The organism is Streptomyces sp. NPDC037100, assembly GCF_055606225.1.
On record NZ_JBVJSX010000001.1, the window covers coordinates 295,828 to 315,692 of the forward strand.

Here is a 19,865-nt window from a genome sequence, read left to right on the forward strand (position 1 = left end):
CTGGGCCTTTCTCAGCCTTCTCGGCCTTCTCGGCCTTCTCGGCCTTCTCGGCCGCCCTCTCGGCCTTCTCGGCCCTCTTCATGATCCCTTGCGTCGTGCCGTCAGCCCGGCAATCCCGCCGCAAGCAGTTCCACGAAGCCGATGTCCTGGTGCGCCACGCCGAAGACCTCCGCACGCAGCAGGGTCCGCTCGGCCCAGGCCCGGTGCGGCTTCACCTCGTTCATCTTGTTCGTGTACGCCGATCTCAGCACACCCCCGCCGCCGCGCTCGGGGCGCAGGATGTCCTGGGCGTCCGAGAACTCCTCGTGGCTGACGACCGACAGGGCGTGCACCGGCAGCACGTGCGAGGGGTGGATGCAGGTCTTGCCCAGCAGGCCGTTGGCGTGGTCCAGGGAGATCTCCCTCAGCAGGCCGTCCATGGCGTGCTCGATCAGCTTCTCGCGCAGTTCCGCTGCCTGCACCTCCAGGAAGGGGCTCTGCCGCAGCAGCGGCTTGAACATGCGCTCCTGGACCCGGAAGTACTCCCACACCGGCCCCGTGACGGTGAAGCCGGTGCCGTCGGCGCGGCCCAGCATGTTCACCACGTCGGCGATCACGGAGGCGACGATCTGCACGTCGTAGGCCGTCATGTCGGGGCCTCTGCGCAGCCCGTAGGAGGAGCAGAAGTCCGTCACCCCGAGGCGCAGGGCGAGGACGCGGTCGCGGTACTTGTCGACCGCGCGGGAGATGCCCTCCAGGGTCTCCACGCGCGATTCCCGGTAGAGCAGCTCAGGGGACTCCAGCACGGGCATGGCGAAAAGCCGACGGCCGCTCTCGCCCTCGGCGGTGGCCAGGGCCTCGAGAAAGGGGATGCCGCGTTCCTCGGTGAACTTGGGCAGCACGAATCCGGACAGCTGCCGGACGGCGGGGCCGAGGCGTCGTACCAGGTCGGGTATCTGCTCGGGGGCTCGGACCCGGATGAACAGCAGCGGCAGGTCGGCGTCCGGGAGGTCGTCGAGGGCCGTGAACTGGCGGACCAGGTTCTCCTCGCCGGGGCCGACGTCCGCGTCGTCGATCGAGTCCTCCAGGCACAGCACCATCGAGACCACACCGCGCCCGGCCTGCTTGAGGACGTCGTCGGCGAGGCGCGGTCTCGTGGCCGGGCTGTACAGCGTGGCGCCCAGTGCGGCCGCGAGCAGTCGGGCCGGGGAGTCATGGGTGAACACGCACGGCTCCCGGAAGAAGAGACGCTTCCGCACCTCAGGGGCGATGTGCCCGAAATGACGCATGGAACTCCCCCGTGGTGGTGGTGCGACCTGCGAATCGACGAAAGGTGGCCGGTAATAGTACGTAGAAGTCCATGTCAGAGGTTCCCATCAGGCATGAATTTCAGGTAACGCGGGCAAGCACAGCGAGGCCCGGCCATGTCGACGGTAGTCCGCCACGGCCGTCGGCGCCGCTCGTGACCGCGGCCCCGCGTTGTCGTGAGCAGGACCGAGAAGGCAGGATGACCGCATGACGCACGCGATGCTGAAGGGGTCGAACGTCCCTCTGGAAGCCACCACGGTACGGGCCGTGCTGCGCTGGACACCCGGGCAGGGGGTTCCGGACGTCGACGCCTCCGCGCTGCTCCTCGGCCCCGACGGTCGTGTGCGCTCCGACGAGGATTTCGTCTTCTACAACCAGCCCCGGCATCCGGCCGGAAAGGTGTGGCGGCTCGGCAAGAAGCGGGTCGCCGAGGGCCTGACCGACACGATCCAGACAGAGCTCACCGGTGTCGAGTCGGAGGTCAGCCGGATTCTGCTGGTCGCATCGGCGGACGGCGTGACGTTCGACCGCGTACAGGCGCTGCGCATTCTGCTGTACGACGCGGCGGGCAGCGGCGCCGAGGCGCTGGCGTACTTCGACGTCAAGCCGGAGACCGGCCAGGAGACCGCGCTGATCTGCGGCGAGCTGTACCGCCGCGGGGAGGGCTGGAAGTTCCGGGCGCTGGGCGAGGGCTACTCGAACGGGCTGAAGGGACTCGCGACCGACTTCGGCATCTCGGTGGACGAGTCGGAGGCCCTGGAGGAGCAGACCACGACGGTCCCGGCGCCTCCCACCACGAACACGCCCGCGCAGCCGACGACCGGCGGCCCCGCGCAGCAGACCCCCGAGGTCTCGCTGCCGCTGCCCCCGGAGCAGCCGAACGCGGTGCCCACACAGCCCGGCTACGGGTATCCGCAGCAGCCGCCGGCCACGCAGCCGGCCTACGGCTACCCGCAGCCCACGAGCCGCCCCGCGTACGGCTACCCCCAGGCGCAGGCCACGGCCGGCGCAGCGGGAGGACAGACGGGCTACGGCTACCCGCCGGCGGCCACCACGGCCCCCGACCCGGACTTCCGTCTGCCCCCGCAGGGCCCGCAGTTCATCGGCCGCTGAGCCGGACCCCTGCCCCGGCGCCCGCCGGGGCTCCCCGGTCAGCGGTCGACCTTCGTCTTGTAGCCCCGCCCCCACTGGAGTCCCCACCCGTACAGCCGGTCCAGCTCGGCCTGGAAGCCGTAGACGAACTTCGCCTCGCGGCGGACCACGATCTCGTCCTTCACCTTCTCGATCATGACGACGGCGCAGGAGCGGGCCTGCGGCTGGCGTTCGTCGAGGTGGATCTCGATCCGCGGGCCGCTGCTCGGATAGAGCGTGACGCTGGCGTGCGTGCGGTCGAAGGCGGGGGTCTGGTCGTAGATGTAGACGAAGACCAGCAGCCGCTTGATGTTGTCGCGGTGGTCCAGGTTGATGTACATCGTCTCGCCGGACCCTGAGCCGAACCGGTCGTCGCCGCTGAGCTTGACGTACGGCGGGGCGTTGACGTCGCCGTAGTAGCCGCCGAGGGGCTGGACGACGCCCTTGCTGCCGTCCTGGAGTTCGTAGAGGCAGCCGAGGTCGAGGTCGACGTTGACCATGCTCTGGCTGTGGCCGACGACCTCGGGGGGCTTGAGGGCCCGCAAGGGATGGCGCAGCAGGCTCTCGCGCTGGGAGCCGCCGATGTCGGACGTGCGCATCCGCCAGCTCAGGTTGACGCGCAGGTGGCCGGTGGCCGCGCCCTGCTTGGTGAGTGATATCTGCGCGCGCCGCTTGGTCAGCTCGATCGCGTTCGTCGCCGCGTGGCCCGAGTCGAACTGCACATCGCCACGCCGGAGTCCGTCGAACAGGCCCATTCCGCCCCCACGTTCATTCGGGGACCGCAGGTCACCGCCGTACCCACGGCCCATGAAGACCGACGGGGCGGCCGCCGAGGAGTCCTCGGTGGCCGCCCCGCACAGAGCGTTCCTCGCTCGGAGGGGTGTCACACCCCGGACGAGACCTCAGTCTTCTCGTCCGAGCCGGCTTCTCCCCCGGCCGCCGCGATCGCCTTGTTGCGGCGGACGGAGGACCAGAAGGAGGCGGCGATGAGGACGACACCGATGAGGCCGGTGACGATCTCGTTGATCTGGTACTGGATGGTGACCAGCAGGATCATGGCGAGCGCGCCGATGGCGTAGTGCGCGCCGTGCTCCAGGTAGACGTAGTCGTCGAGGGTGCCCTGGCGGACCAGGTAGACCGTCAGCGACCGGACGTACATGGCGCCGATGCCCAGACCGAGGGCCATCAGGACGATGTCGTTGGTGATGGCGAAGGCGCCGATCACACCGTCGAAGGAGAAGGACGCGTCCAGGACCTCGAGGTAGAGGAACATGAAGAACGCGGCCTTGCCGGCCAGCTGGACCGCCGAACGGGGCTTGCCGGTGCGCTCGGCCTCTTCCTCCGCCTCGTGCTCGCGCTCCTCCTCCTCTTCGAGCTTGTCCTCGAAGTAGCCGGAGAGCCCGCCGACGATCATGTAGGTGATCAGACCGGCGATGCCGGAGAGCAGGACCGTCTCCGCCTTGTCGACGTGGGTGCCGCCGTGCTGATGGGCGTGGGTCGCGAAGGTCAGCGCCGAGATGAGCAGGACGATCAGCGCGATGCAGACCGACAGCATGTCGACCTTGCCGAGCTTGGCCAGCGGCCGCTCCAGCCAGCCGAGCCACTTGATGTCCCGGTCCTCGAAGATGAAGTCCAGGAAGATCATCAGCAGGAACATGCCACCGAAGGCGGCGATCGACGGGTGGGCGTCCGTCACCAGCTGCTGGTACTGGTCCTTGTCGTTCAGGGCGAGGTTGACGGCCTCGATCGGGCCCAGCTGGGCGCTGATCGCGACGATCACGACGGGGAAGACCAGTCGCATGCCGAAGACGGCGATCAGAATGCCGATGGTGAGGAAGATCTTCTGCCAGAAGGCATTCATCTTCTTCAGGATCCCGGCGTTGACCACCGCGTTGTCGAAGGACAGCGAGATCTCGAGGACGGAGAGGATCGCGACGATGCCGAGCGCGGTCCACCCGCCGAACAGGACCGCCGCGACCAGGCCGAGCGCGGTGACCGCGAACGACCACCCGAAGGTTTTCAGAACCACTGGCTACCCAATCGTGTGTGTACGGGGCTCCCCCGCGCCGTACCCGGCTTTACGAACTTTTGAAGCCGAAGTCTAGTCGGACCCCCTCCGCACCCCTATGGGGCCCGGATTTTGCTCATAACGCGTTATGAGACGTTGACCCCGAAGTCCAGCGCGATGCCGCGCAGGCCCGACGCGTACCCCTGCCCGACGGCCCTGAACTTCCATTCGCCCTGATAGCGATAGAGCTCCCCGAAGATCATCGCGGTCTCCGTGGAGGCGTCCTCGCTCAGGTCGTAGCGGGCGAGCTCCTGGCCGTCGGCCTGGTTGGCCACCCGGATGAAGGCGTTGCTGACCTGGCCGAAGGTCTGGCCGCGCTCGTCGGCCATGTGGATGGAGACGGGGAACACGATCTTGTCGCACTGCGGCGGCACCTTGGAGAGGTCGATCAGGAGCGACTCGTCGTCGCCGTCGCCCTCGCCGGTGAGGTTGTCACCGGTGTGCTCGACCGAGCCGTCCGGGCTCTTGAGCTGGTTGTAGAAGACGAACCACTCGTCCCCGAGCACGCGTCCGCCGCCGCACACCAGGGCGCTGGCGTCCAGGTCGAAGGGCGCTCCGGTGGTGGAGCGCGCGTCCCAGCCGAGTCCGACCATCACCTGGGTGAGGTTCGGTGCGGCCTTGGACAGGGAGACGTTGCCCCCCTTGGCAAGCGTGACGCCCATGATGCTGTCCCTCCCCTTGGGGCCACCGGCCCGATGGCGTTACTGAGGTGGTCCTGCGCGTCCGGCGCCGCACGTAAACCGTGCGGCGCCGGACGAGAAGACCTTCGGGCCCGGTGTCAGGACCCTTCAGGTGGTCGGTTCAGACGTTCACGCCGAAGTCCTGCGCGATACCGCGCAGGCCCGAGGCGTAGCCCTGGCCGATGGCGCGGAACTTCCACTCCGCACCGTGCCGGTAGAGCTCACCGAAGACCATGGCGGTCTCGGTGGAGGCGTCCTCGCTCAGGTCGTAACGGGCGATCTCCGCCTCGCCCGCCTGGTTCACGACGCGGATGAACGCGTTGCGCACCTGGCCGAAGGACTGCTGGCGGGTCTCGGCGTCGTAGATGGAGACCGGGAAGACGATCTTCTCGACGTCGGCCGGGACGGCGGCGAGGTTGACCTTGATCTGCTCGTCGTCGCCCTCGCCCTCACCGGTGATGTTGTCACCGGTGTGCTCGACGGAGCCGTCCGGGCTCTTGAGGTTGTTGAAGAAGATGAAGTGCTGGTCGTTGCCGACCTTGCCGGAGTTGTTCAGCAGCAGCGCGCTGGCGTCCAGGTCGAAGTCCGTGCCGGTCGTGGTGCGGACGTCCCACCCCAGGCCGATGATGACCGCGGTCAGGCCCGGCGCCTCCTTGCTCAGCGATACGTTGCCGCCCTTGCTGAGGCTGACTCCCACGAGTCCTCCATTGGTGTCCAGGGGCGGGATGCCCCGTTGTGCTCGGATGTCGGATCAACGAGTCGATCCTAGTGACGGGTTCCCGCCGCTCGCAGGCCCTGAAGCCGAGAAAACAGCGGGTGTCGAGCGCATGCCGCCCGACCGGCGTCACAGGGAGTCGAGCGCCTTCACGTAGTCGTTCAGGTCGCGCGCGTCCGGCAGGCCGTTGACGACGGTCCACCGCACGACGCCCTCCTTGTCGATGACGAAGGTGCCGCGCACCGCGCAGCCCTTGTCCTCGTCGAAGACGCCGTAGGCGCGCGAGACGTTGCCGTGCGGCCAGAAGTCCGACAGCAGCGGGTACTCCAGGTTCTCCTGCTCGGCGAAGACGCGCAGGGTGTGGATGGAGTCGTTGGAGACGGCGAGCAGCTGCGTGTCGCGGTCGGAGAACTGCGGCAGGTTGTCGCGCAGGTCGCACAGCTCGCCGGTGCACACGCCGGTGAAGGCGAAGGGGTAGAAGAGCAGCACCACGTTCTTCCGGCCCCGGAAGTCGGACAGTCGCACGGCCGCGCCGTGGTTGTCCTTGAGTTCGAAGTCGGGGGCCTTCTCGCCGGCCTGGATCGCCATCGCTGTGGGTGTCCCTTCGTGGGGCTTTTCGGGTGAGACCACCCTACGCAGCCACCGGCGCAGGCCGATGGGCGGGCCGACAGACGCCGACCCGCCCAGTCGTACGACTAACGCTTGGACTTGGCGGCCTTGGGCGTCGCCAGCCGGCTGCCGCTCCAGTCCTTGCCGACGCTGACGCTCTTGGACGCCGTCAGACCCGCCGTGGTGGCGGCTTCCGAGATGTCGCTCGGCTCCACGTACCCCGAACGGCCGGTCTTCGGCGTCAGGAGCAGGATCGCGCCGCCCTCTTCGATGTACGTGGTGGCATCCACCAGCGCATCCGTCAGGTCGCCGTCGTCGTCACGGAACCACAGCACAACGGCATCGGCCACGTCGTCGTAGTCCTCGTCCACCAGGTCGGCCTCGATGATGCCCTCGATGGCCTTGCGGAGCTCCTGGTCCACGTCGTCGTCGTAGCCGATCTCCTGGACCACCTGCCCGGGCTGGAACCCCAGCCTGGCGGCAGGGTTCGTCCGCTCCTCCGCGTGGTCCGCGGTCGCGCTCACGGGTTGCCTCCTGATCATGTCTTGGGAATAACTCAGCCACGCGCGTGCGCGAAGCATTGGCCGTAGTCCACACGGGCGGGGCGGATCGCGCAAGTACCCGGCCGTTCAGACCGCCGAAACGGTGACGATCCTGGCCGTGTCACCGCATCTGCAAGCACACCGTCATGGTCCGGGGTGACACACACCACACCTTTCTGCCCTGTTTGGGCGTTTGGGAATCGTCTGTGGGTACGAGACTCGAAGATATTCGCCCCATACGTCACGGAGTCGATCTCACGTCTGGGTTACCGCTCGGTAGAGATGACGTTTCCCGGGCCTGAGGTGGACCATGGACAGCGGCGCGCCCCCCAGCGACGACGCCCCGGCGACGACAGCGAAACAGCGGCCCTCGCAGGCCCTCTGACAGGTAAGGAACAGCGTGGCTTCCGCATCCGATCGCAACCCGATCATCATTGGCGGCCTTCCGAGTCAGGTTCCTGACTTCGATCCCGAAGAGACGCAGGAGTGGCTCGACTCCCTCGACGCCGCCGTCGACGAGCGCGGCCGCGAGCGGGCGCGCTACCTGATGCTGCGGCTGATCGAGCGGGCCCGCGAGAAGCGCGTGGCCGTGCCGGAGATGCGCAGCACGGACTACGTCAACACCATCCCGACCAAGAGCGAGCCGTTCTTCCCGGGCAACGAGGAGATCGAGCGCAAGGTCCTCAACGCCACCCGCTGGAACGCGGCGGTGATGGTCTCCCGGGCCCAGCGCCCCGGCATCGGCGTCGGCGGCCACATCGCCACGTTCGCCTCCTCCGCCTCGCTCTACGACGTCGGCTTCAACCACTTCTTCCGCGGCAAGGACGACGGCCTCGCCGGCGACCAGGTCTTCTTCCAGGGGCACGCCTCACCGGGCATCTACGCCCGCGCGTTCCTGCTGGACCGGCTCAGCGAGCAGCACCTGGACGGCTTCCGCCAGGAGAAGTCCAAGGCCCCGTACGCGCTGTCGTCGTACCCGCACCCGCGGTCGATGCCGGACTTCTGGGAGTTCCCGACGGTGTCGATGGGCCTCGGCCCGATCGGCGCGATCTACCAGGCGCGCATGAACCGCTACATGGAGGCGCGCGGGATCGCCGACACCTCGAAGTCGCAGGTGTGGGCGTTCCTCGGCGACGGTGAGATGGACGAGCCGGAGTCGCTGGGCCAGCTGTCCATCGCCGCCCGCGAGGGCCTGGACAACCTCACGTTCGTCGTCAACTGCAACCTGCAGCGTCTCGACGGCCCGGTGCGCGGCAACGGCAAGATCATCCAGGAGCTGGAGTCGATCTTCCGCGGTGCAGGCTGGAACGTGATCAAGCTGGTCTGGGACCGCAGCTGGGACCCGCTGCTCGCCCAGGACCGCGACGGCGTGCTCGTCAACAAGATGAACACCACGCCGGACGGGCAGTTCCAGACGTACGCCACGGAGACCGGTGCGTACATCCGCGACCACTTCTTCGGTGACGACCACCGGCTGCGGGCGATGGTCGAGGGCATGTCCGACGACCAGATCCTGCACCTGGGGCGCGGCGGTCACGACCACAAGAAGATCTTCGCGGCGTACAAGGCGGCCGCGGAGCACAAGGGCCAGCCGACGGTGATCCTCGCCAAGACGATCAAGGGCTGGACCCTGGGCCCGAACTTCGAGGGCCGCAACGCCACGCACCAGATGAAGAAGCTGACGGTCGACGACCTCAAGCGCTTCCGCGACCGTCTGCACCTGCCGATCCCGGACAAGGAGCTGGAGTCCGGCGTGCCGCCGTACTACCACCCGGGCCGGGACTCGGAGGAGATCCAGTACATGCACGACCGCCGCAAGTCCCTCGGCGGTTACGTCCCCACGCGCGTGGTCCGCTCCAAGCCACTGGCGCTTCCCGAGGACAAGACGTACGCGACCGTGAAGAAGGGCTCGGGTCAGCAGTCCATCGCGACGACGATGGCGTTCGTCCGGCTCCTCAAGGACCTCATGCGGGACAAGGAGATCGGCAAGCGGTTCGTGCTGATCGCGCCCGACGAGTACCGCACGTTCGGTATGGACTCGTTCTTCCCGAGCGCGAAGATCTACAACCCGCTCGGCCAGCAGTACGAGTCGGTCGACCGCGACCTGCTCCTCGCCTACAAGGAGTCGCCGAACGGCCAGATGCTGCACGACGGCATCTCGGAGGCGGGCTGCACGGCGTCCCTGATCGCCGCCGGCTCGGCGTACGCGACCCACGGCGAGCCGCTCATCCCGGTCTACGTCTTCTACTCGATGTTCGGTTTCCAGCGCACCGGCGACCAGTTCTGGCAGATGGCCGACCAGCTGGCGCGCGGTTTCGTCCTGGGCGCGACCGCCGGCCGTACGACCCTGACCGGTGAGGGCCTGCAGCACGCGGACGGCCACTCCCAGCTGCTGGCCTCCACGAACCCGGGCTGCGTCGCCTACGACCCGGCCTTCGGCTTCGAGATCGCCCACATCGTGAAGGACGGCCTGCGCCGGATGTACGGCTCCTCCGAGGAGCACCCGCACGGCGAGGACGTCTTCTACTACCTGACCGTCTACAACGAGCCCATCCAGCACCCCGCCGAGCCTGCGAACGTGGACGTCGACGGCATCCTCAAGGGCCTCTACCGGTTCAGCGAGGGCACGGCCGGCTCGATCCCGGCGCAGATCCTGGCGTCCGGTGTCGCGCTCCCCTGGGCGATCGAGGCACAGAAGATCCTGGCCGAGGACTGGAACGTCAAGGCGGACGTCTGGTCGGCGACCTCCTGGAACGAGCTGCGGCGCGAGGCCGTGAGCTGCGAGGAGCACAACCTGCTGCACCCCGAGGAGGAGCAGCGGGTGCCGTACGTGACGCGCAAGCTCGCGGACGCCCAGGGGCCGGTCGTGGCCGTGTCCGACTGGATGCGGGCGGTTCCGGACCAGATCGCGCGCTGGGTGCCGCAGACGTACCAGTCGCTCGGCGCGGACGGCTTCGGCTTCGCCGACACGCGGGGCGCCGCCCGGCGGTTCTTCCACATCGACGCGCAGTCGATCGTGGTGGGCGTGCTGACCGAGCTGGCCCGTGAGGGCAAGGTCGACCGCTCGGTGCTCAAGCAGGCCATCGACCGGTACCAGCTGCTCGACGTGTCGGCCGCCGACCCGGGAGCCGCGGGCGGCGACGCGTAACACGTCAAGCCCTGTCAAGGGGTGGTGCGCATCACGGACACACCGTGGGCACACCACCCCTTCACTTTTCCTACGATGCGGCCATGCAACGACATTCGGCCCAGCTCCGTTGGGAGCAGCACACACAGCGGCCCCTCTTCGGCCTGGCCCTGGCCTTCGCCGTCGCCTACGCCGTGCCGATCGTCCGGCCGGACGCCGGCCCGGAGGTGGTCGAGCTGTGCACGGTGGTCGAGTGGGTGGTGTGGGCCGCGTTCGCCCTCGACTACGGCGTACGACTGGTGCTCGCGCCGCACCGGCGGGCGTTCATACGGACGCACTGGCTCGATCTGGGAGCGGTGCTGCTGCCGTTGCTCCAGCCGATGCGCTTGCTGCGGCTGGTGTCGACGCTGCTGCTGATCGGGCAGCGGGCACGGATGGCTTCCCAGATCCGGCTGACGACGTATGTCGTGGGTGCCGTGGTCGGGTTGCTGATGTTCGGGTCGCTGGCCGTGCTGTCGGTGGAGCGGGACTCGCCGGACGGGAACATCAAGACGCTGGGTGACGCGGTGTGGTGGTCGTTCACGACGATGACGACCGTGGGGTACGGCGACCATGCGCCGACCACCGGCCTGGGGCGGATGCTGGCGGTCGGGCTGATGCTGTCCGGGATCGCGCTGCTGGGTGTGGTGACGGCGAACATCGCCGCCTGGTTCATCGCCCGGTTCGAGAAGGACGACGCCGAGGAGCGGCGGCAGACCGAGGCGATTCGGGAGCTGACGGAGGAGGTGCGGGCGCTGCGGGGGGAGTTGGCGGAGCTCAAGGGGACCGCGGTGGAGCGATGAGAGAGCCCCCGGCCGAGCGGCCGGGGGTTCTTCCCACACTCTTCACCCGGGTCAGAACATGCCCATGCCCGGTGTGGCCGCTCCGGACAGCCAGATGATGGCCAAGAGCGTGTCGATGGCGCCCAGGACGAGGGCGATCACGGCCGCGGTGGGGCGGGAGCCCGACCACGCGCGGCCCATGGCGAGCCAGCCGCAGACCATCGCGGCGGGACCGAGAACGATCCCCAGCACGAAGAAGCCTGCAACGGCGCAGATGACTCCGATGAGTCCGAGCGTCGCGCGATCCGTCCCGGTCCGTGACCACGTCCGGCCACGTGAGCGGGGGTGCCTGCGCGTACCGTGTCCAAAGCTCGCCATCATCAACTCCCGTAAACCCTCGATCGGTTGGGGTTCTCTTCGGGTATGACATGACGGGTACCCCGTCGGTGCGCGTTAATCCCGCTGCCTGCGCGCCACCCCCCTCCGGCAGCGCGCCGCAGCGTCCGTCCTCCATGCCCTCCGGAAGACTTGACCCACTGTGACCTGCGGCGCGTGCCGGAGGGGAGGGTTCGGCGGCTGCGTTCACCCTGATGAGGGAACGAACCGCCGGGGACCGTCAGATGTGCGCCGCGCCCGCGCCGGCTTCGGCGTTCTCACCGCGCTTGGTGAGGAACGCGACCAGCACCGCCACCACGGCGACCCCGGCCGCGACGAGCGAGGCCGCGCTCATGCCCGAGATGAACGTGTCGTGCGCGACGCCCGTGATCTTCGCGGCGATCGCGTCCGGCGTGCCCGGCGCCACCGGCGGGACACCCACCTGGACCGCCTCGGAGGCCTGGTGCTCCTGCTCCGAAGTGAGCGGCGGGAGGCCCGCCTTCTCCCAGTTGCCCGCCAGGTCGCTGTTGACCTTGGACGCCATGACGGCACCGAGTACCGCCGTACCGAGGCTGCCGCCGATCTGCATGGCGGCCTGCTGGAGGCCGCCCGCGACACCCGACAGTTCCATCGGGGCGTTGCCGACGATGACTTCGGTCGCACCGACCATGACCGGCGCGAGGCCGAGACCCAGCAGGGCGAACCAGAGCGACATGATGCCGCTGCCGGTGTCCGTCTCCAGCGTCGACATCCCGTACATGGCGATCGCGGTGAGCGCCATGCCGCCCGCGAGCGGGACCCGGGGGCCCAGCTTGGTGATCATCGCGCCGGCCAGCGGCGAGCCGACGATCATCATGCCGGTGAGCGGCAGCAGGTGCAGGCCGGCGTCGATCGGGCTCATGCCGTGGACGTTCTGGAGGTAGAAGGTCACGAAGAACAGGCCGCCCATGAACGCGATGGCCATCAGCACCATCAGCACGACACCGGCGGACAGCGCCACGGAGCGGAACAACGCGAGCGGGATCAGCGGCTCCTTCACCTTCGTCTCCCAGAAGGCGAAGACCGCGAAGCACAGCACCGAAGCACCGAGGAACGACAGCGTCTTGACGTCGCCCCAGCCCCACTCGGACGGCGGGGCCTTGATGAGCGCCCACACCAGGCAGAACACGGCGGTCGACAGCAGGGCGATGCCCAGGAGGTCGAAGGAGCGCGGGGCGTTCTCGGCACGGTGGTCGAGCAGGATCAGCACGCCGAGGACGACGGCGAGGACACCGACCGGCACGTTGATGAAGAACACCGACTGCCAGTTGACGTGCTCGACGAGCACACCGCCGAGGATCGGGCCGCCCGCGGTGGACGCGCCGATGACCATGCCCCAGATGCCGATGGCCATGTTCAGCTTCTCGGCCGGGAACGTGGCCCGCAGCAGGCCGAGCGCGGCCGGCATCAGCAGCGCGCCGAACAGGCCCTGAAGGACGCGGAAGACGACGACGAACGCGATGCTGTCGGACAGGCCGATCGCGCCCGAGGCGGCGGCGAAGCCGACGACGCCGATGAGGAAGGTCTGCCGGTGACCGAAGCGGTCGCCGAGCTTGCCCGCGGTGATCAGGGAGACCGCGAGGGCGAGGAAGTACCCGTTGGTGATCCACTGGACCTCGGCGAACGTGGCGCCGAGGTCCTTCTGTATCGCCGGGTTGGCTATGGCCACGATGGTGCCGTCGAGGGCCACCATCATGACCCCCACAGCGACGGTGATGAGGGTGAGCCAGGGGTGCCCTCGCAGCCCCTTGCCCGGCGTCGCGTCCGACGGATCCGCCGGCGCCTTGCCCCCCGACCCCGTCGTGTCGATGGTGGTCTGACTAGTCATACCGGGAGGCTAGTGACAGCCACTGACAGTTGACAAACCAATTCACCGATCGGTAACTGACACGACATCCCCGTATAGCCTGAACTGGGCAAACACCAAGAACGAAAGGCATGTCTTGAACCTGCGCGAACGCAAGAAACGGCGCACCCGGGACGCACTGCTGCGGGCCGCGCTGGAACTGTTCGCCACGCGCGGGTACGAGGAGACGACCGTCGACGACATCGCCGCCGCCGTGGACGTCTCGCAGCGCACCTTCTTCCGCTATTTCGCCGGCAAGGAGGAGACGGCGTTCTTCGTGCCGCGCCTCGCGGAGACGCTCGTCGTCGACGCCCTGCGCACCCGCCCGCCGGACGAGGTGCCGCTGGAGGCGTTGCGCCGGTCCGTGCTGGAGAGCTGGGACGCGATCAACGAGGCCGTCGTGGAGCTCGTGCCGATCGAGCTCCACATGCGCGTCTACCGGGTGATCGAGTCGACGCCCGCACTGCTCGCCGCGCATCTGCGGCGGTCGGCGGAGCTGGAGGAGCAGCTCGCGTGCATCATCGCCGAGCGCGAGGGGCTCGACGTGGACCTGGACCCCCGGCCGAGGATCGTCGTCGCGATCTTCGGCGGGGTGATTCGTGTCACCGAACGCTTGTGGTCCGCGGGGGACGACATCACCCTCGACGGAATGCGCCAACTCACCACGACATACCTGGATCAGGTGGGCCCCGCACTGGCCGGGAACTGGCGCGCGGAGCAGTCCCCTTAACACATCCACCGAAACGTGATCCCGGTCACTTGGCTAACGCGAGACCCTCTCGTTCTCCTAGTGTGTCCTTTCAGTGACTTCCTTCGACACCTCCCCGCAACTGAACGTCTGGCGCGCACTGCTCGCCCTGGCCGTCGTGTTCGTGATGCTGGCGACCACCGGCTGGACGGCCCTGCGCAACCAGCGGGGCGCCACGCCGCTCCAAGCCTCGCTCTCCGCCTGGGAGCACGGCCGGATCGGCGGGCACCGGCTGCCGGACCCGCAGTCCGAGCCGGCGAAGCTGGCCCGCTTCTTCTCCTCGCTCACCGAGCAGGACCGTTCGGCCCTGGTCCGCAAGTACTCGCTCGCGGTGGGCAACATGAACGGCGCGCCGGTCGAGCTGCGCTACCGCGCCAATCACCTCGCGCTCGCCAAGGCGCGCAAGGTCGAGCGGGAACGCATGCACGACAAGCGCCTCACCGCGGCCGGGCAGCACGAGGCGGCCCGCAGGATGCACCGCTTCGAGGACCTCATGGAGCAGGGCCGGCGCATCCTGGCCTTCGACCCGGAGGGTTCGGGCCGGGTGGCGGAGGTCTTCGGCAACCTGCGCAGGGCGGAGCGGGTCTCGGTGGTCGTCCCCGGCGTCGACACCGACCTGCTCACCTTCCAGCGCACAAAGCGCAAGTACTCCGCGCCCGTCGGCATGGCCAAGTCCCTGTACGCGGCCGAGCGGCAGGTGAGCCCGTCGACCCGGACGGCCGTGATCGCCTGGGCCGACTACACGGCGCCGAGCGGACTCGGCATCGACTCGGCCACGGCGATGCGCGCCGAGGAGGGTGCCGTACGGCTCAACGCGCTGGTGCGGGCACTGCCGGGCGGTTCGCCGGTCTCGCTGTTCTGCCACAGCTACGGCTCCGTGGTGTGCGGCGTCGCCGCGCACTCGCTGCCGGGCCGGGTCTCCGACATCGCGGTGGCCGGCAGCCCCGGCATGCGCGTCGAGAAGGCCGCCCAGCTGCACACCACCGCCCGGGTGTGGGCGATGCGGGACTCCGACGACTGGATCCAGGACGTGCCCTACCTGAAGGTCGGCGGACTGGGCCACGGAGCCGATCCGGTGTCCACCGGGTTCGGCGCGCGGGTGCTGTCGGCGGCGGGCGCGAAGGGTCACGCGGGCTACTTCGAGCCCGGCACGGCAAGTCTGTTCAATTTCGCAGAGATCGGCGTCGGCGCATACCGCTCGGTGCACTGCGCGCACGAAGACGGCGTCTGCCGTACCGGTATGTCCGGCACGGCGACGGCCTGACGCGCGTAGAGGCGCAGGAATTGCGGTCTGCTCGGGAGGGGGACGGAGGAGCGCGTGCCGCATACGATGAGCCGCATGGGTGACGTACTGGCCGGATTGCATGCCGCCTGGGAGTTCGAGTCCGACTCCGTGCTCATCCGCTACGAACGGGGGATTCGCACACCCAAACTCTTCCAGGCCCTCGGGGAACGTCGCGTACCCCTGGAGGCGATCGCCGGGGTGACCCTGACCCGCGGGAAGCGCGGCACGGTCGTGCTGCGCGTCGAGCCGCGTCCCGGGGCGGACCCGTTGCTGGAGGCGGCCGCCGGGCAGCTGAAGGAGAACGTCGACCCCTACCGGCTGGTGCTGCCCGCCGAGCGCGAGGTCCTCGCGGAGTACTACGCCGACGAACTGCGGGGCCTGCTCACGGAGTCCGGGCCGGCCGATCGGTTCCTCGTGAAGGCACCCGAGGGGCCGCTGTCGTTCAAGGCGTACGACGGGAAGGCGACCTTCGACGGACGGACCGTGAACTTCCGGTGGTTCTGGACGGGGGCGTCGTCGGCGAAGTGGAAGGCCGGCGACCAGAGCTTCTCGGTCGGAGAGCTGAACGGGGTCGAGTGGCGGTCACCGGAGGTCTTCGAGGGGCATTTGCGGCTTTTGCGCCGGGATGCGGGGGCGCCTGAGGCCCAGGCCGATCAGGATCCCGCGGCGGTGGTGTTCGGGCTGGGGTACGGCCCTGTGCACGAGTCGCTGCCGTTCGCGGCGGCGGTGTTGGCGGCGGTGCGGACGTCCAGTCCGGTGCCGGCCGTGCCGGCCGGCGGGCCGCGTCGTGACCCTGCGGACATCGCCGAGCGCATTCGTCACCTGGGCGAGTTGCATCAGGCCGGTTTGGTGACGGACGAGGAGTTTTCGGTCAAAAAGGCCGAGTTGCTGGCAGAGCTCTAGCGTCTGCGGGGTACTGCGCGCCGACGGGTGCGGGTCGTGTGTGGCCGGTCGCGCAGTTCCCCGCGCCCCCTGAGGGGACGCGCTTCCCTACTCCCTGCCCGCCGACGTGAACGCCATGTCCGCATAGCGCGTGCCCGCCACCTGGGCCGCTATGCCCTCCAGGAGGTCCAGTTCCTCGTCCGTGAGGACGATCCCGGTCGCCGCCGTGTTCTCCTCCACCCTGCCGGGCTTGCGGGTGCCCGGGATCGGGATGACCGGGAGGTCGTGGACCGTCGCCTGCTGCTGGACCCAGGCCAGGGCGATCTGACCGAGGGTCGCGTCATGGGCCTTGGCCACCGAGCGGATCAGCTCCAGCAGCGTCGCGTTCGCCATGGCGTTGTCGCCCGTGAAGCGGGGCTGCTGGCGGCGGAAGTCACCGGCGGTCAGATCCTGGTCGGCATCGGTGAAGGAGCCGGTGAGGAAACCCCGGCCGAGAGGTGAGTACGCGACGAGGGCCACGCCCAGCTCGCGGGCCGCGGGGACGACGTGCGTCTCGATGTCCCGGCTGAACAGCGACCACTCCGACTGCACGGCGGCGATGGGGTGGACGGCGTGGGCGGCCCGCAGTTCACCGGCCGTGACCTCACTCAGGCCCAGATGCTTGACCTTGCCCTCGCGGACCAGGTCGGCCATGGTGCCGACGCTCTCCTCGATCGGCACGTTCACATCGCGCCGGTGCATGTAGTAGAGGTCGATGGCGTCGACGTCCAGGCGCTTCAGGCTCGCCTCGACGGCCTGGCGGATGTAGGGCGGGTCGTTGCGGATGACACGGCGCGTCGGGTCGTCCGGGGGGATCGACAGGGCGAACTTGGTGGCGATCACGACCTCGTCACGGTGGGCCTTGAAGAACGGCGCGAGGAACCGCTCGTTCTCGCCGGCGCCGTACGCGTCGGCCGTGTCGTAAAGGGTGACGCCCAGTTCGAGCGCCCGCTCCAGCGTGGCCCAGGACGCGTCCGCGTCCGCGGGGCCGTAGCCGAAGCTCATGCCCATGCAGCCCAGGCCCTGGACGCTCACCTCGGGACCGTGGTCGCCGAGCTTCGCCGTCGTGATCCTGCCGTCCGTCATCGGGACCTCTCCGACGCCAGGGCACGCCCGGCGTCCGCGTAGAAACTGATCTTCCGGTCGAGCACGGCGAGTGTGCCGCGGAGTTCGTCGATCCTGGCCAGGACGTCCTCGCGGGTCGTCTTCAGCAGCTCGAAGCGCTCGACATAGGTGTGGTCGCCCTCGCGCACCAGTTCCGCGTACCGGACCATGTCCGCGACCGGCATGCCCGTCAGGCGGAGCTTGCCGACCAGGTCGAGCCAGTCGAGGTCGCGGTTGGTGTACCGGCGCTGGCCGGTGTGGGACCGGTCGATGTGCGGCATCAGGCCGATGCGCTCGTACCAGCGCAGGGTGTGGGCCGTCAGGCCGGTGAAGGCGACGACCTCGCTGATCGTGTAGTGGTCGTCGCCGTCCGGGCGCCGGTTCTGCTGCGGCGGGCCGGCGCAGGTGTCGGTCCTGGTCCCCGTGGTCTCCATCACCGTCATGGCCCCACGCTAAAACCCTGGAGTGCACTCCAAGCAAGCGGCGACGGTAAGAAATCGGCAGGACGTTCCCGGATCCGGCTGGTTAGCGTACGGACTCATGAGTGTTGTACGTCGCGCCCTGCCCGCCGACGCCGAGGAAGTCCTGCGACTGCGCCAGGTCATGATCGACGCGGTGTTCGCCTCCGCCCCCTCCATCGCCTGGCACGGCGAGTCGCTCCCCACCCTGAGGGCCAGACTCGCTGAACCGGCAGGGGACTTCGTGGCGTTCGTCGTCGACCACCCGGAGCGGGAGGGGGCACTGGCGTCGCTGGTGGCCGGGACGATCGACTACCGCATCGGCAAGCCGGGCGACCCGCACGGCATGGTGGGCTTCGTGTTCAGCGTCGCCACCGACCCGGGCGCGCGGCGCCAGGGATACGCGCGCGCCTGCATGACCACCCTCCTGGCGTGGTTCCGCGAGCGCGGCGCCCGGCGCGTGCAGCTCACCGCATCTCCGGAGGCCGAGCCGCTGTACATCTCCCTCGGTTTCCGCCCCAAGCCCGACCCTTTGCTGGAACTCGCACTCTGAGCGCATAGGCTCGAACGCATGTCGCTGAAGAGCCTCGCGTTGATCGAGAACTGGCCGGTTCCCACCGCCGCGGCGGGTGCCGTACGAGCGGACGGCACCGTCCTCGGCACCCACGGACCGGCCGGGCAGCGGTTCCGGCTCGCGTCGGTGACCAAGCCGCTGGCCGCCTACGCGGTGCTCGTCGCGTACGAGGAGGGCGCCGTCGAGTTCGACGAGCCCGCGGGTCCCGCCGGGTCGACGGTCCGGCACCTGCTCGCGCACACCTCGGGCCTCGCCTTCGACGAGCACAAGGTCACGGCCCCGCCCGGGGAGCGGCGGCTGTACTCCAACGCCGGCTTCGAGCAGTTGGGCGACCACGTGGCGAAGGTCACCGACATCCCGTTCGGGGAGTACCTCCGGCAGGCCGTGCTGGAGCCGCTGGGCATGACCTCGACGACCCTGGAGGGCTCCCCGGCCAAGGACGGGGTGTCGACGGTGGAGGACCTGCTGCGGTTCGCGGCCGAGGTGCAGGCACCGCGGCTGCTGGATCCGCGCACGGTCGCCGAGGCGATGACCGTGCACTACCCGGGCACCAAGGGCGTCCTGCCGGGGTACGGCCACCAGAACCCCAACGACTGGGGGCTCGGGTTCGAGATCCGCGACTCCAAGTCGCCGCACTGGACGGGCTCCTCGTCCTCGCCGCGCACCTTCGGACATTTCGGACAGTCAGGTACGTTCCTGTGGATCGACCCGGACGCGGGAGCGGCCTGCGTGGCGCTGACGGACCGGGCATTCGGGCCGTGGGCGACCGAGGCGTGGCCCGCGTTCACCGACGCGGTCCTCGCGGAGCTCTAGAACGGGCCCGGGCCCATCTCCCAGATCAGCAGCTCCGCGTCGGTCACGCCCTCGGCCTCCAGGCCCTTGGCGTCCGTGATCCGTGCCGCGTCACCCGCCGCCAGTTGGGTGCCGTCCAGGCGTACGGCACCGCGTACGACGTGGACGTACGCGTACGCCCCGTCCGGCACCGCCGTCCGCTCCCCGGGCCCGAGGTGCCGCACGTGCAGCATCGCGCCGGCCTCCGGGACGGCGTAGGGCGTCGAGTCGGCGATGCCGTGGACGACCTCGTAGGACGGGTCGCCGCCGGGGCTGAGGGGGGCCAGCCACATCTGGATGAAGGTCAGGGGCTCCGGGCCGTCGTTGCGCTCCACATGCCGCACACCGCCGGCCGAGCTGAGCCGCTGCACGTCCCCGTGGCGGACGACCGACTCGTGCCCGGTGGAGTCCCGGTGGGTCAGCTCACCCTCCACCACCCAGGTCACGATCTCGGTGTGGCTGTGCGGATGCTCGTCGAAGCCCGCCCCGGGCGCCAGCCGCTCCTCGTTGCACGCGAGCACCGCGCCGAATCGGAGGTTGTCCGGGTCGTAGTGGGGCCCGAAGGAGAAGGCGTGCCACGTCTCGATCCCTGCGGTCGCGTCCCCTCCGGGGTAGCGCTCGCCCGCGCGCCGTACGTCCATCACGTGGTCCACCGTAGACCCCGGCGGCCCACCTTCCCGTCCGGATAAGGCAGTCTTGTCCCC

20 protein-coding genes are annotated in these 19,865 nt (G+C 69.1%); 8 read left to right on the forward strand and 12 right to left on the reverse strand.

The genetic code is table 11. The features are described from left to right. Nucleotides 1-101 precede the first annotated feature (101 nt). Nucleotides 102-1,268, reverse strand: a complete 1,167-nt coding sequence (locus ACZ7EG_RS01405; protein WP_471070557.1) for an HpcH/HpaI aldolase/citrate lyase family protein — start codon at nucleotides 1,266-1,268, stop codon at nucleotides 102-104. Between the two features lie 226 nt (nucleotides 1,269-1,494). Here ACZ7EG_RS01405 and ACZ7EG_RS01410 point away from each other — a divergent pair, with 226 nt between their 5' ends. After that, nucleotides 1,495-2,400 carry a TerD family protein gene (locus ACZ7EG_RS01410; protein WP_471070559.1) on the forward strand — a complete coding sequence of 302 codons (906 nt, stop codon included), beginning with the start codon at nucleotides 1,495-1,497 and terminating at the stop codon, nucleotides 2,398-2,400. Nucleotides 2,401-2,438: 38 nt separating this feature from the next. On the opposite strand, the gene ACZ7EG_RS01415 is transcribed toward ACZ7EG_RS01410, so the two are convergent. The 6 genes from ACZ7EG_RS01415 to ACZ7EG_RS01440 form a co-directional block, all read right to left on the reverse strand. Beyond that, nucleotides 2,439-3,173 (reverse strand): TerD family protein, encoded by a 735-nt coding sequence (locus ACZ7EG_RS01415; protein WP_471072414.1) that lies wholly within the window; start codon nucleotides 3,171-3,173, stop codon nucleotides 2,439-2,441. 128 nt (nucleotides 3,174-3,301) lie between these two features. Beyond that, a complete protein-coding gene (locus tag ACZ7EG_RS01420) occupies nucleotides 3,302-4,447 on the reverse strand; it encodes a DUF475 domain-containing protein (protein ID WP_471070561.1) in 1,146 nt (381 codons plus the stop codon). Nucleotides 4,448-4,572: 125 nt separating this feature from the next. Then, a complete protein-coding gene (locus ACZ7EG_RS01425) occupies nucleotides 4,573-5,148 on the reverse strand; it encodes a TerD family protein (RefSeq protein WP_471070563.1) in 576 nt (191 codons plus the stop codon). 139 nt (nucleotides 5,149-5,287) lie between these two features. Then, complete coding sequence (locus ACZ7EG_RS01430; protein WP_142164199.1) at nucleotides 5,288-5,863, reverse strand: TerD family protein; 576 nt, start codon at nucleotides 5,861-5,863, stop codon at nucleotides 5,288-5,290. A gap of 147 nt (nucleotides 5,864-6,010) precedes the next feature. Beyond that, nucleotides 6,011-6,469, reverse strand: coding sequence for a peroxiredoxin (locus ACZ7EG_RS01435; protein WP_376642681.1), 459 nt, complete (start codon nucleotides 6,467-6,469; stop codon nucleotides 6,011-6,013). Between the two features lie 107 nt (nucleotides 6,470-6,576). Further along, complete coding sequence (locus tag ACZ7EG_RS01440) at nucleotides 6,577-7,014, reverse strand: DUF3052 domain-containing protein (protein ID WP_062926619.1); 438 nt, start codon at nucleotides 7,012-7,014, stop codon at nucleotides 6,577-6,579. Nucleotides 7,015-7,432: 418 nt separating this feature from the next. Here ACZ7EG_RS01440 and aceE point away from each other — a divergent pair, with 418 nt between their 5' ends. Both aceE and ACZ7EG_RS01450 read left to right on the forward strand, forming a co-directional pair. After that, nucleotides 7,433-10,180, forward strand: coding sequence for a pyruvate dehydrogenase (acetyl-transferring), homodimeric type (gene aceE / locus ACZ7EG_RS01445; protein ID WP_471070567.1), 2,748 nt, complete (start codon nucleotides 7,433-7,435; stop codon nucleotides 10,178-10,180). An 83-nt stretch (nucleotides 10,181-10,263) separates the two neighbouring features. After that, nucleotides 10,264-11,001, forward strand: a complete 738-nt coding sequence (locus ACZ7EG_RS01450; protein ID WP_471070569.1) for a potassium channel family protein — start codon at nucleotides 10,264-10,266, stop codon at nucleotides 10,999-11,001. A gap of 51 nt (nucleotides 11,002-11,052) precedes the next feature. Here the strand turns inward: ACZ7EG_RS01450 and ACZ7EG_RS01455 are convergent, their stop codons facing one another. Together ACZ7EG_RS01455 and ACZ7EG_RS01460 are read right to left on the reverse strand one after the other, a co-directional pair. After that, nucleotides 11,053-11,361 carry a small hydrophobic protein gene (locus tag ACZ7EG_RS01455; RefSeq protein WP_248500854.1) on the reverse strand — a complete coding sequence of 103 codons (309 nt, stop codon included), beginning with the start codon at nucleotides 11,359-11,361 and terminating at the stop codon, nucleotides 11,053-11,055. A 235-nt stretch (nucleotides 11,362-11,596) separates the two neighbouring features. After that, a complete protein-coding gene (locus ACZ7EG_RS01460; protein WP_471070571.1) occupies nucleotides 11,597-13,222 on the reverse strand; it encodes an MFS transporter in 1,626 nt (541 codons plus the stop codon). A gap of 115 nt (nucleotides 13,223-13,337) precedes the next feature. On the opposite strand from ACZ7EG_RS01460, the gene ACZ7EG_RS01465 reads away from it, so the two are divergent. From ACZ7EG_RS01465 to ACZ7EG_RS01475, 3 genes are all read left to right on the forward strand, one after another. Beyond that, nucleotides 13,338-13,970: a TetR family transcriptional regulator gene (locus ACZ7EG_RS01465; RefSeq protein WP_471070573.1), complete on the forward strand. Its 633-nt coding sequence runs from the start codon at nucleotides 13,338-13,340 to the stop codon at nucleotides 13,968-13,970. 73 nt (nucleotides 13,971-14,043) lie between these two features. Continuing rightward, entirely contained in the window at nucleotides 14,044-15,252 is a 1,209-nt protein-coding gene (locus ACZ7EG_RS01470) for an alpha/beta hydrolase (protein WP_471070576.1), read from the forward strand. A 66-nt stretch (nucleotides 15,253-15,318) separates the two neighbouring features. Next, nucleotides 15,319-16,176 carry a DUF4429 domain-containing protein gene (locus ACZ7EG_RS01475; protein ID WP_471072417.1) on the forward strand — a complete coding sequence of 286 codons (858 nt, stop codon included), beginning with the start codon at nucleotides 15,319-15,321 and terminating at the stop codon, nucleotides 16,174-16,176. A gap of 87 nt (nucleotides 16,177-16,263) precedes the next feature. On the opposite strand, the gene ACZ7EG_RS01480 is transcribed toward ACZ7EG_RS01475, so the two are convergent. Continuing rightward, nucleotides 16,264-17,280, reverse strand: a complete 1,017-nt coding sequence (locus ACZ7EG_RS01480; RefSeq protein ID WP_471070578.1) for an aldo/keto reductase — start codon at nucleotides 17,278-17,280, stop codon at nucleotides 16,264-16,266. Continuing rightward, nucleotides 17,277-17,741 (reverse strand): MerR family transcriptional regulator, encoded by a 465-nt coding sequence (locus ACZ7EG_RS01485; RefSeq protein WP_402704276.1) that lies wholly within the window; start codon nucleotides 17,739-17,741, stop codon nucleotides 17,277-17,279. The genes ACZ7EG_RS01480 and ACZ7EG_RS01485 overlap by 4 nt, the downstream gene beginning before the upstream one ends. A gap of 97 nt (nucleotides 17,742-17,838) precedes the next feature. Between ACZ7EG_RS01485 and ACZ7EG_RS01490 the strand changes: the two genes are divergently transcribed. After that, nucleotides 17,839-18,309, forward strand: a complete 471-nt coding sequence (locus ACZ7EG_RS01490; RefSeq protein WP_471070581.1) for a GNAT family N-acetyltransferase — start codon at nucleotides 17,839-17,841, stop codon at nucleotides 18,307-18,309. 18 nt (nucleotides 18,310-18,327) lie between these two features. After that, entirely contained in the window at nucleotides 18,328-19,143 is an 816-nt protein-coding gene (locus ACZ7EG_RS01495; protein ID WP_471070583.1) for a serine hydrolase domain-containing protein, read from the forward strand. Here ACZ7EG_RS01495 and ACZ7EG_RS01500 read toward each other — a convergent pair. Next, nucleotides 19,140-19,802 carry a pirin family protein gene (locus ACZ7EG_RS01500; RefSeq protein ID WP_471072420.1) on the reverse strand — a complete coding sequence of 221 codons (663 nt, stop codon included), beginning with the start codon at nucleotides 19,800-19,802 and terminating at the stop codon, nucleotides 19,140-19,142. The genes ACZ7EG_RS01495 and ACZ7EG_RS01500 overlap by 4 nt on opposite strands. Between the last annotated feature and the right edge of the window lie 63 nt (nucleotides 19,803-19,865).